General features: G+C 58.3%; 12 protein-coding genes. 4 read left to right on the top strand and 8 right to left on the bottom strand.

Annotation, left to right across the window (positions count from 1 at the left end; translation table 11 throughout):
* From F6X59_RS14405 to F6X59_RS14395, 3 genes are all read left to right on the top strand, one after another.
* On the top strand, positions 1–694 hold a 694-nt coding region (locus F6X59_RS14405; protein ID WP_306109984.1), incomplete at its 5' end, for a response regulator transcription factor.
* Complete coding sequence (locus F6X59_RS14400) at positions 678–1,919, top strand: HAMP domain-containing sensor histidine kinase (protein ID WP_152956782.1); 1,242 nt, start codon at positions 678–680, stop codon at positions 1,917–1,919. The genes F6X59_RS14405 and F6X59_RS14400, both read left to right, overlap by 17 nt.
* Positions 1,920–1,988: 69 nt before the next feature.
* Positions 1,989–2,381, top strand: coding sequence for a YkvA family protein (locus tag F6X59_RS14395; RefSeq protein WP_152956781.1), 393 nt, complete (start codon positions 1,989–1,991; stop codon positions 2,379–2,381).
* A gap of 25 nt (positions 2,382–2,406) precedes the next feature.
* Here F6X59_RS14395 and F6X59_RS14390 read toward each other — a convergent pair whose 3' ends face one another.
* Entirely contained in the window at positions 2,407–3,033 is a 627-nt protein-coding gene (locus F6X59_RS14390; protein WP_178120088.1) for a RimK/LysX family protein, read from the bottom strand.
* Between the two features lie 285 nt (positions 3,034–3,318).
* Between F6X59_RS14390 and F6X59_RS14385 the strand changes: the two genes are divergently transcribed.
* The gene (locus F6X59_RS14385) at positions 3,319–4,050 is read left to right on the top strand and encodes a HEPN domain-containing protein (protein WP_178120087.1); all 732 of its coding nucleotides are present in this window, start codon (positions 3,319–3,321) and stop codon (positions 4,048–4,050) included.
* Between the two features lie 102 nt (positions 4,051–4,152).
* Here F6X59_RS14385 and F6X59_RS14380 read toward each other — a convergent pair whose 3' ends face one another.
* The 7 genes from F6X59_RS14380 to F6X59_RS14350 all read right to left on the bottom strand — a co-directional run bounded on the left by F6X59_RS14380 (position 4,153) and on the right by F6X59_RS14350 (position 11,580).
* A complete protein-coding gene (locus F6X59_RS14380; RefSeq protein ID WP_152956778.1) occupies positions 4,153–6,117 on the bottom strand; it encodes a DEAD/DEAH box helicase in 1,965 nt (654 codons plus the stop codon).
* 436 nt (positions 6,118–6,553) lie between these two features.
* Positions 6,554–8,464, bottom strand: a complete 1,911-nt coding sequence (locus F6X59_RS14375) for a type IA DNA topoisomerase (protein WP_152956777.1) — start codon at positions 8,462–8,464, stop codon at positions 6,554–6,556.
* A gap of 121 nt (positions 8,465–8,585) precedes the next feature.
* The gene (locus F6X59_RS14370; RefSeq protein ID WP_152956776.1) at positions 8,586–8,783 is read right to left on the bottom strand and encodes a CrpP family ICE-associated protein; all 198 of its coding nucleotides are present in this window, start codon (positions 8,781–8,783) and stop codon (positions 8,586–8,588) included.
* A 421-nt stretch (positions 8,784–9,204) separates the two neighbouring features.
* Entirely contained in the window at positions 9,205–9,591 is a 387-nt protein-coding gene (locus F6X59_RS14365; protein WP_372240390.1) for a hypothetical protein, read from the bottom strand.
* 198 nt (positions 9,592–9,789) lie between these two features.
* On the bottom strand, positions 9,790–10,299 hold the full coding sequence (locus tag F6X59_RS14360; RefSeq protein ID WP_152956775.1) for a single-stranded DNA-binding protein: 510 nt from the start codon (positions 10,297–10,299) through the stop codon (positions 9,790–9,792).
* A 13-nt stretch (positions 10,300–10,312) separates the two neighbouring features.
* On the bottom strand, positions 10,313–10,828 hold the full coding sequence (locus F6X59_RS14355) for a DUF3158 family protein (RefSeq protein WP_230852995.1): 516 nt from the start codon (positions 10,826–10,828) through the stop codon (positions 10,313–10,315).
* A 26-nt stretch (positions 10,829–10,854) separates the two neighbouring features.
* Positions 10,855–11,580: a PFL_4669 family integrating conjugative element protein gene (locus F6X59_RS14350; RefSeq protein ID WP_023628776.1), complete on the bottom strand. Its 726-nt coding sequence runs from the start codon at positions 11,578–11,580 to the stop codon at positions 10,855–10,857.
* Positions 11,581–11,785 lie beyond the last annotated feature (205 nt).

Genomic DNA, 11,785 nt, shown 5'->3' with positions numbered 1-11,785 from the left:
AGCCATGCAGATTTTGATCATTGAAGATAACCCGGACATCGTGGCCAATCTCTATGAGTATTTCGAGCCACTGGGGCACGATCTGGACAATGCCCGTACTGGCCCTGGAGGGCTGGCGCGAGTTGCTCAGCAGCGATTCGACGTGATTATTCTGGATGGAATGCTTCCGGGCCTGGATGGCCTGGACGTGTGCCGTCAGCTTCGTGAAGAACAATGCAACGTCCCGATACTGATGCTCACCGCCCGGGATACCGTGCTCGACAAAGTGAAAGGCTTGCAAGCCGGTGCTGATGATTACCTGGTCAAACCTTTCTCGCTGATCGAGCTAGAAGCGCGACTTCATGCACTCGTGCGGCGTGCGGGCGCACTGCGGACTGATCAGATACTGCGCTTTGGCGATCTGGAGTTTGATCCAGGAATCGTCGAGGCCCGCCGAGCGGGCCGCCCCATTGAGCTAACCCCGTTCGGTTACAAGATCTTGCTACCGCTGCTCCGTGCCGCCCCAAACCTCGTCACCCGAGAAGAGCTTGAGCAGGAACTCTGGAATGGTGAGCCTCCGATGAGCGATGCCCTGCGCAGCCATATTCATGCCCTTAGACAGGCCATCGATAAGGCATTTCCGGATTCGCTCCCTATGTTGGTCACAGTACCCGGCATAGGTTACCGACTGGTGGATCATGATGGTGCGCAGTGATTCGCTACGCGGTCGGATGATCGCAGCCTATGTGCTGCTTGCCGTCATAATCGTTGGCTTTTTTACCATCGCTGCGTTTCTTGTCGTCTCGAAAATTGAAAAAGAACTGATTGATAACCGGCTTGAGCGTGCAGCTAATTTGTGGGCCGCAGATGCCCATATTGTGCATTCTCAAGCCCTGGATCTGAGCTTTTTCAAGGGACAGCTGATCCCGCAGGATTTCCAATCACTAGGCCTAGGCACCCACGAAATGAGGCTCAACGGCCATGCGCTGCATGTGCTGATCGGAGAGGAACAAGGCCAGCGTTATGCCGTGGTGGATGATCAAAGCGATTTTGAGTCCATCGAGACGGATGCTTATATCACCCTGGGCTTCGCCTTTTTGGGGGGTATCGGTCTGGCACTCTTGATCGGACGAGCCAGTGCCAACCGGGTCATCCTTCCACTGACAAATCTAGCCGCCTCCGTTCAGACGCCAGATGAGAGCAACAGCCTGCCTGGCCTCGGCTCGACTGACGAAATTGGCGTATTGGCCAGGGCGATAGATGATCGAACCCAACAGTTGAGCCTCGCGCTACAGCGTGAGCGCTGGTTCACCGCTGATGTGAGTCACGAGCTGCGAACCCCACTGACGATCATGTTGGGTGCCGCAGAGGTACTGACCAGCCGGCTACAGACACGACCCGATTTGTTAGTCATGACGGAGCGGATTCGCCGGAACGCGGCGGAGACGGCCAAACAGGTCAGCGCGCTGTTGCAACTGGCCCGAGCCCCGGAACTTGCTGATCGGATCTCTGTAGAGGTGCGGCCTTTGATAGAACATGAGCTTGAACGGTGTAAACCTCTGCTAGGAAAGAAGCCGGTCGTACTCGGCTTCCACTACGCAGAGAACGTCTCGGTTCAAGCCATTCCCGAACTGGTGACGGTCGCTGTCGGTAACCTATTGCGCAACGCCTGCCAGCACACAGAGGAAGGGACGATCAATGTCAGTTTGAGTACTGCGGGCATCGTGGTCGAAGACAGCGGCAGCGGGTTGCCTGAGGCAGTGCGTGCTCGTTTGTTTGATCGTTTCGTAAGGGGGGAAGACGACTTCATCAAGGGCTCGGGCCTGGGCCTATCCATCGTCAAGCGGGTGACCGAACATCTGGGCTGGCGGGTCTTTCACGAACCCAACCCGAAGGGAGGAAGCCGCTTCACCTTGCAGTTCCTGTCGCACGGAAATTAATGAAATGTTCGCCAGGCTGCCAACCGCGAGAGACAAATACCAAATGATTTTTTCGAGGACGTTTGTTGTATGAAAGCTTTGCTGGATCGTGGACGTAGATGGGCTAAATCTCTCAAGCGGCAGACTATGGTGCTTTGGTTCTGTTACCAACACCCCACAACGCCATGGCTCCCAAAATGGATAGCGGTGTTCGTGGTGGCATACGCGCTAAGCCCAATTGATCTCATCCCGGACTTCATACCCGTGCTGGGCTATCTGGATGATGTGATTATTTTGCCACTTGGCATCATGTTGGCGATTCGCCTAATGCCCCCTGCCGTACTTGTGGAATGCCAGGATAAAGCCCTCGCGTGGGAGCAGAGTCAGGAGAAACGACCGGTCAGCATTACGGCAGCAGTGCTCATCATCTTGATTTGGATAGCAGCGGTAGCGGGGGCGTTCCTCGCATTCACTCACTCCTGAGGCCCGCCCTAACCTTGCAGCTCTCTCAGCTTGATGGCGACTTACAGTGCGGCTCGATAGTAAAGGTACGCGAAGAATCCACCACGCCAAGTTTTGCTATGAGTGGACGTCCAATGACCATCGGATAGTGCATAGCGCTGCGGTCATCCAGGGCGAAAGTCTCCTTGAACAGCTGCTGGCCAAAGCAGATTTCCATATCGACCGCCTTACGTTTGCGACGTGAAGTGGTCTGAGCCGTAGCTACCGGAGCGACTATCTCACGCTCAAAGACCTGATTCACTAGCTGCCCTGTGTTGTTGTCTTTGAGCGCCAAGTTGAACCGCACCCACTCGACCCCGTTTTTCTGGAAAAAGATGGGATTTCTTGCATCAAGGCTGGATATCTCTGTACCTGTGTCCAGCTTGGTACGGATGGCTATTTTCTCAGGCCATACCAAGCTCTCCTCGGCCCATCCAATCACGTAAGGATGATTACCAGTGGGCACAGAAGGGTGGAGCAGGAGTGAAGCAAACAAAGCGGCGATCAGTTCGCCGGCGCCATTGCCCATTTTCCAGAAATCCGAATGAGAGGTCTCGGCAAGACTGCGGGATGGGCCGTGAAGGAAACGTGATTTCGAGCCCGAGACAGCAGTCGTCGATGCTCCTGGACGCATGCAAAGTGTCATGATTGACACAGCTTACTTAGTGCAGCCAACGAGCGGATATCTCGCTCCGCCTCACTCTGAACGTCTGCAATGGGTCGATAGCAGTCTTGCACGACTGACCGCTAACGACCCTTTGCAGCCGTTCGAGAGGACTACTGAGCCAAAGTCAATCCACGGTGCGATCCTCGACTACTCAACTGGACGCGCAATTGGGGCTTCATCGCTTAGGTGCTGCTCAGAATCTGCAGCATGTTTACCCGGTTGGCGTAGCCGCTGGCCGGCAAGGAACGAGGAATGGAGTTGTGGCCAAGAGAGCGGCTTAAGGTATGCTCTGGGCTCCTTCAGCAGCTATGTGGTAATCGGATGCCCTCGAATTCAAAAAGCACATTTGAAATCAACAAAGCTGACATCGAAAAGCTGTGGGACATTCACAAGGAGATCGGCGGAGAAGGGCGCGGGCGTAAGCGCGGCGTTGAGGTGCTTAACCGATCTGTGATTATCTTCGTTACCGCGTGCTGGGAGTCATACATCGAGGATTTAGCCGTCGAGGCATTCGACTTTTTGCTGGCGCATGCACCTACCGCCGCCGCTATTCCTAACAAAGTCAAAAGCCTTGCGATCAAAGACATAAAGAGCGATCCGAACTCGCTGAAGCTATGGGACTTGGCCGATGCCGGTTGGAAGGCCATTTTGTTGGCGCACAAGCTCGAGGTGCATGAGAAGTGGTTGGGCAAGTTCAACACGCCAAAGTCAGAGCAAGTCGATGGCCTCTATGAGGAGATGTTGGGTCTCAACAGCCTGAGCAACCATTGGGTATGGAACAAGATGAAGGCTGACCGCGCCAAGACCAAGCTGGACGAATTCATCACTATTCGAGGCAACATTGCTCACCGCATCCGTGATGCACAGCCTGTCGCGAAGAACACCGGCGCGGCATACCTCACTCACGTGCGGCAAATCGTCGATCGGTGTGAGCGGGCTGTTGCGCATCATTTGAAGGCGCAAACCGGGATCGCACCCTGGTAGGGGAAAAAGCTTCTTTCGTGCCTCACCCAGGTTGCTTGAACGACTTCAGTCCGGTCCGCTGTAGGCCGTTTCTTGATGAACCACACAACCGTCCCAGTTATTCTAAGAGATGGTCGCGGCGAGCATCGCCTTCGCTAGCGCGTCTTGCTGCTCTTCCGGCTCAATGAGCTCCAAGCTGACCTGACGCTTCGCTAAGAGCATCTGCCACAGCTGCTGATCGATACTGTTCTCGACAAGTGGAACCTTCACAATCACGGTTCGGAGCTGACCATTCCGATAAGCCCGGTCTTCGGCCTGGTCCTGTTGTCCTGGTGTCCAAGGCAAGCCCAGGAAGAACACGTAGTTGGCGGCAGTGAGGTTGTTGCCGGTACCGGCGGCTTGGGTGGTGCAGATGAAGACCCTGCACTCGGGATCACCCTGGAACTTGTCGATCGCCTTCTGGCGTTTGGATAGCGAGTCGCTACCGACCAGGGTGACGTTCCCGATACCGGCTGCATCGCACAGTTCCTTGAGGCGCGCCACGGTAGGCTTGAACTCGCAGAACAAGATGACCTTGTCTTCGGGGTCCAGCTCGCCCAGCAGATCCATAGCGACTCTGACCTTCACCTGTTCCAGATAATGGCGAAGCGCGCCCAGCCTTGCAAAGATGGGCCTGTCTTCGAGGCGAATGCTATCGTACTTCTTCCGCTCCTCCACCCCCATCGCCACGGGCAGCAACTGCCGATGTTTACCCTTTAGCCCGGGCAGGACGTCTTTCCGCCGGCGAAGCATCCAGTCGCCAAGTTCTGCCCGGAGGTTTTGCCGGAACTCTGGGCTGCCGGCAAAGCGTTCGCAGAAATCGCTGAGGGGCAACTGGCCGACCGGGTGCCCCGATAGACGTAGCAGGGTGTGCAACTCCGTCTCGCGATTGAGGACAGGCGTGCCTGTCAGCAGATAGCGATTCGGCACTTTGGCTGCGATATCGAAGCCATGCCGAGTACGCTCGGCAGTCGGCTCCTTCAACTGGTGCGCCTCGTCGACCACTAGAACGTGGTAATGCTCAGCAAGCAGCACGTAGTCGCCGAGGCGCTCGTAGTTGATCAGCATCCATTGGACCAGCGGATCGTACTTCTGCACAGCGACTGTCGCGTCGGGGTAGACCGCTAAGATTTCGCGCTGCCAGTTGATCAGCAACGAGGACAGGGTAACCACCAGGATCGGGCGACCGGTTGCACTGATATGCGCCGCGATGATGGCCTGGCGTGTCTTGCCGAGGCCCATATCGTCAGCCAGCAGTGCGCTGGTGCGCTGGAGCAGGTGGGCAATGCCAGCAGGCTGGTGATCGAGGAGGGAGTAGCCGACCAGGGCCTGGGCGATCGTGGCATCCGAGAACTGGGTGCGTTCGATCGGCGAGACGGCAGCGAGGTAGATATCGTTGGAGCTCTCCTCACCGCTGGTGGCTGTCGAGGTTTCCTGAGGAGCACCGCCCAGGCTGATGCGTGGGATGTCTGCTGCTGGAACCACAGAACCATCGCCCAGGAGCTCCTGTACAACGTCCAGTATCTCGAACTGCTCCTCCACAAGACCGAGCTCCAGGACCAGGTTGCTGCGCAGGATCTCGGCGGTGGCGTTGACTCGCCACGAGCTGGATTTGCCCAGAAACACTCCCCGCATCCGGCGGGCCACTGCAACGACTCCAGGATGATAATCTCCGGACAGCAGCACACCGCCGTCGGCGAGCGGGGCAATTCGCAGTAGCATTCCCGAGATGAACGCGTCCCGGCGTGGGTTGGCCAGCGCGCTCTCGATCTTCTGGCGGAAGGCCTGCCATGACTCAGTGACCTTGCCACCGGCCAGCTCGATAAGCTGGTGGTACACCAGGTCCAGCTCGTCGATGAGCTTGGCCTTGGGCACGCGCCAGTAGCGGCAGAGCGGGTGATCACTGCGGCGAATGAAGAACCCGCTCCGCGCGAACATGACCTTGTTTGCGCCTTCAATGTAGGGCATGAGGATGCCCATGTCGTAGCCGTCGAACACGGCGGCTTCGAGCAACACTGATTGGCTATTGAGGAGGCGTGGCCTTTTCAATTGGCGTCCGCGCTCTTGGACTTCATCGGCACCGTCTGGTCCAGGTGGTAGGCAGGAACCCATCGGGTTAAGAGTACTGAGCCATGAAGCGACCCTCCCTGGCCACTGATTACGTACGCCGCTGGCTCTGAGCCCTTCGGCACACGTCTGCGTTCCTGCTTCCAGTACCCAGCGGTTTTGATGTCGTCAGGTTGTAACGGCCAGCACGACTCGCCTGGCCGGGATTCATAATGAGGGACCTTCGGATTGTCCCCCTGCTCGGCCTTCAACCGGTCAATGACTTTCTTGGAACGGGCCACAAGCACCTCCGGGAGGATGAGTAGTCAACTCGTCATCATTCAAGGTGCGTCTGCCCGCACCCGTAAGAGCGAGCAGATTGGCAGTTGGGGGAAAGCGGCTACAGGAGAAATGGATTACCGCCTTCGAAACATTTCGCCTACATGCCCCTGGGCTTGGCCATATCAGGGTTGTCGCCCACTGTGGGGTAGCTCACGCGGCAGTTGTTCGCTTTGAACCCGGTGCATCCCCAGAAGTCGTAACCGCCATCGCCGCGCTTCTGTCGGCGCGCGAGAGGCATCCCGCACTTGCCGCAGGAGTAGCCGTCCTGGGCGCCCGATGAGGATTCAGGCGACCGCGCCTTCGTCGCCACTGTGGGCGCCTGTCGGAGGCTTTCCAGCTCACTCTGGAGGTGCTCGTAGAACTTGGCGACCACAGGGCCGTACCTATCCTCACCGCGGGCGATTCGATCCAAGTCCTTCTCCAGCGTGCTCGTGAAAGCCAGCTCGAGGAAGCTGAATCTGCCTTCCAGCTGGGCGACGGTAGCCTCTCCCAGCGGTCCTGGTACCAGCTTGCGCTTTTCCTCGACGACCAGGCCCTTGCTGGTGATGTTTTTAACGATCGCGGAGAAGGTGCTGGGCCTGCCAATCCCACGACGCTCCAGTTCCTTGATCAAGCTGGCCTTGGTAAAGCGCCCTGGCGGTTTGGTCTTCTGGTTCAACACCTCGCCCTGGAGTACGTTGAGGATCTGCTTAGGTTGCAGCGCCGGCACTGGATTTTTGGGCAGGTCGGTCGACTCCTCATCCGTGTCGTCTTGCTGCAGGAGCTTCATCCAGCCGAGATAGGCTACCGAGCTACCCGTCGCAGCGAAGCGCAGCGGCCTTTGATCCGGCCCCTTGGCCAGCAACTTTGCGGTACGCACGTCGTAGATGGCATCGGCGAGCTGGCTGGCCAGTGCGCGGATCCGAATGAGCTTGTACAGCGCCTGTTCATCGGAAGACTCTCCCGCAACCTCATCATCCCAAGCGGTTGGCGCGATCCCAGGGTGACCTTCCTGTGCGCTGTCTGCTGCCTTGAACGTCCGGCGTTCGTCTACGACGTCGAGCCCCTGGCGTCGTGCGACAGCCTGGATGTCAGGCATGGCCTCATCGGCCAGGTTGGGGTTGTCCGTCCGGTGGTATGTGATGACACCCTGCTCGTACAGGCGTTGCGCAATCTGCATCGTCTTGTCGGGGTCCCACTTCAACGCCACGCTGGCGGCTTGCTGCAAAGTGGACGAAATGAACGGTGCGGGCGGCGGACGCCGCTTCTTGCCGTCTTCGCACGATTCCACGATAACTGCACGGGTGGCGGCGACCCGGGCGGCGAGCGTGCCGTCCTGGGCGTAAGGGTGTTCTTTGCTGGCAAAATCCGGCACCGGCTGCCATGCGGCAGTCCAGGCCAAGCCGGAAGCTTCGTCCCTGAAGGTCAGTTCTGCGCCGAAGTGGTGGATGACCTTGAAGTTGCGGATCTCCCGTTCGCGCAGTACAACCAGGTAGAGCGCAGGTGACTGTACCCGGCCCGCTGACGTGGGTTGCCCCATGACTCGGCGCAGCTCCTGAGTGACGGGGTAGCCCACCAAGCGGTCGAGCACCCTACGGCACTGTTGTGAAGCAACGAGCTGGCCGTCGATCTTACGGGGGTTAGCCAAACCCTCCCGCACACGATTCTGTGTGATTTCATTGAAGGTGACGCGCTTGTACTCGCTGATGCGCAGCGCCTGCTGAATGTGCCAGGCGATGCTTTCACCTTCGCGATCCGGGTCAGTGGCAATATAAACCTCGGTGGCGTCCTTTAGCGCCTTGCGGATCGTGCTGACGTTGCGGGCACTCTTGGGCAGCATCTCGTATACGGGCCGGAGGTTCTTGAGCACCCCAGTGGTGATCATCGTCTCGTCCATCCCCTTTTCAGGGAGGTCTCGGATGTGGCCACCAGTGGCTACAACCGTCCATTGCTCGCCAGGCCGGATCTTCTTCATCATGGGCCCTAGCTTCTTCAGCTTGCCCGGTGCCTCGATGATCATGAGTTTCATAAGGTGACCCTGAACAGTTCGAACAGAGTGCACTCTTGCCGCCGGCCGGAGGCGGCACAACGCGAAATGGTCAACTGAAAGAGGGGGAATTCGTCGGGGCTGACGTCTAGAGGAAGTGAGTTCAGATGTTGAGGGTGAGCTGCTGTGCGCGTTTGTACCCTTTCAGCCAAGAGGCCAACATGGCGGGGTGCTTGTAGGGACAGGCATACACGGGCAGCCCTTTCTCGGCGGCTTCCACTCCGGCAGCCTCCACCGCAGGATGGGGGTTGTTGAACTGGCGCCTATCCGCTTTTCGCTCCTGAGCCTCTACATTCTGCATCGAATGCTCCTCATTAGTGCCCCTGTACCTGCCGGGCAGATCACGCCTCAAACATTCTTGATACCGGAAGCCTCGCGACAAGGCGCTTTTTTCGACTCCAGCAGCTAATTTCTAAACACGTTAGCAGCTGTAGGGCGGAGATGCCTTCAGGAAATGGTAATTTGCCAATGCGACGATTTCAACCGCCTCCTGACCTGGGCAAGCGCTGCTTGCAGCGCCCCTTCGGCCACGACTTGCTGTCCTGGTTGCGGGAGCTTCCCGAGGCGCGCGGCCCTGGGCAGTAGGTTCTGGCCGCCAGGAGTTGTGTGGCATCAGACGCCAAGTTCCGAGTGGGCGGTCGCGTCGATCTGTTCTGGCTCCCAGAAACTTCACGAATGGCGGCGGAAAAATTAGGCCCCACACCAACGCCCGTGTGCCAGACCTAGTGGGGAATCATGCTTGAGCGGTAGAGTGCCGACCAAGCCAGCAGCGTCGCGCTGGGGTCCTCCAATGCGGTACGAACCATCACCTCAGCGTGTTGGCCTGTGATGTCCCAAACTGCCTGGCCAAGTCGCAGGAGCTCAGCCGACACTCCTGCATCCCGGGCCTTGGTCGCAAACTGATACTCCTCGGCCTGCCCATACTCAAAGGTGGCCTTGAACTGGGAGCGAAGCATTTCGATGGCCTTCACCTCAGCCTCGGGCAGGAGGATGGTTTCGCCGTCGCAAAAGACCTGGCGAACGCCTTCGAGAGCTTGTACGGCTTCCATGTAACGCGAGGAGTCTACCGTCGCTTTGACGGATGGATATTCCGGGTAGTCGTGGTGCACGGGGCGTTACCTCGAAGCGGAAGTAGGTGGCGGGGCGCTGTCCTTGTCATCGGCAACTTCACGAACGGCGCCTGAAAAATGCCTGCCAAGATGTAGTTGGGTTTCTACGGCGAAGCTTCATCGAAGGGAGTGGTAGCTCGTAGTGACATCCTTGTCACCAGGAGCTTCGCGATGTGGCGCGCCAAATTAAGGGGGGGGCTACAGAGGGATGTCGTCGTCAAAGCCTTCGCCGTAGTGGCGCATGTCCTCGGGGCTCGGCTGAGGAACGTTTTGAGCCTGGCCACCGCTGGTCTGACTTCGCGCCTGACCCTGCGGTTGGTTGGTCGGACGCTGACCGCCGCCGCCAGACAGAGATACGTGCTCGATGCGATGTGGAAGAATCGCGATCCGGCTGGCTTCGACCTTGAGCGCAGATACCTCCTGGCCACTTTGCTTATCCGTCCAGCTGTCCATGATCGCGCGGCCAATCACCACAACGCGCATGCCCTTCTGGAACAGTGCTGCGAACCGCTCGGCATCCTGGTGCCACCATTCGACGTTGGCCCAGAAGCCACCACGATCCTTGTAGCCACCCTGGCCATCAGGGATCGAGTTGTCGAACATTACATTGAGTCGCAGCATGTGCCGCGGATCTTTGTTGCCGTTGGCGAACGAACGGTGTTCAGCTGCGTTACCGACGTTGCCTTCCCAAACTACTGGTGTACCCATGGTGTATCTCCGTTCAGTGTTGAGGTGGGTTCATGACCTGCTGCAGTCGAGCCTGATATTCGGCCTCGGCCTGCCCCATTTTTTCTGCGCACTCGGCGGCCTGTTTGCCGATTGAGTGGATGAGGCTGATCTGCATGTTCAGGGTGATTCGGTGTTGCTCCAGGGCAAACAGGTCCTGCAGCAAGTGGGTTGGTGTTTTGGGGGCGTGGATCATCTGGGCCCATACGCCGACACCCATGCGCCGACCTTGCACGCTTTGCCAGCGAAGAAAGGTTGTGCCAGCCGCTGTGTTTTGCTCGATGAGCCTGACGGGCAGCAGGGCGAATGGATGTTGACGGACCTGGGCCAGCACTTCCTGGGTAATGGCGCGCAACCCTGCCTCCAGCGATGCGCAATGCTCCGCCAACTGGATCAGCTCCCCCTTACCTTTAAAGGGCTTTAAAAGGCCTTTTAGTGAGGCACTCTGTTGCAGCGCCTGATAGGCACCCTGTTGCAGCGGTTTGAAGGCACCCTGTTGCAGGGCCTCCATGGGTTGGGGGTCCAAACGCATCAGGATCAGGCCTCGCCTTCGAGATCGTCATCCAGATCCTCGACCGGGTCTGCGGAACCACGGCGGATGGGCGGGGCAAAGTTCGACCTGCGGGTGCCTTCCAGGATGTCCTGGGGGATGTCGCCGTAGCGCTTGTACATCTCGCGCGCGTTTTCAGCCCGTGCATTGTTGGCGGCGAAGTCGTCACGCGATGCACCGGAGAATCGATGGAGCTGGGCCAGTCCAAAAAGACTGCGCAGCAGGTGAGCACCCTCGTCGATCCAGATCTCGCCATCGCGGCGGCCGATCATGGCAACGTGCTGAGCCAGCAGGATGCGGCGGACGACTTCGTCGTATTGAGTCAGTAGATGGACGCCCTTGAAGCCCAGCGGGTTGGAGATGAAGAGTGGCAGCTTCAGCGGTTGAATGGAGAGGTTCTCACCGATTTCGAGCGCCTTGGGCAACTGGGCCATCACTTCATCCAGCCGGCTGTCGATCGCCTTCAGTGCATCGTCCACTTCCTGGATCTTCTCTTCGATCCTGATCATCCACCAGTCCGAGTATGGGTCGTCCTGGGCCGCTCCACGATCGATCTGGTTGATCTTGAGGCAGAAGCCCGCCAGCCCGAGGATGCTGTGTTTGTCATCGGTCTTCTGGCGGCCCAGCCAGATTCGGGCAGCATGGTGGGTGTGGAGAGTCAGCTGGACCTGGCTCCTGAGGGAGCCGATGTTGAGCTGATAGTTGTCAGCCATGGACATGGTTTCCTTATATAAGGTGGGTGAACGATGTCCATGCTGCTTTTAGGCTGTTGGGCGCGCAGTAATAAATGAAGAACCCGGGGTGCTGGATTTGTCCTATTCGGTGCACACCATCCTGGTGTTGCGGGCCGCAACACTCCCAGGTGGTGCCGGTGGCAACACTCGGTTGGCCGTCGACGCCGCTGGCCAGGTCGGTGGT

Origin of the sequence: Pseudomonas sp. MN1F, assembly GCF_009391885.1 — a bacterium.
GTDB lineage: Bacteria > Pseudomonadota > Gammaproteobacteria > Pseudomonadales > Pseudomonadaceae > Aquipseudomonas.
Note: the sequence above shows the minus strand (reverse complement) of the source record. Positions and strands in the feature narration are given on the sequence as shown.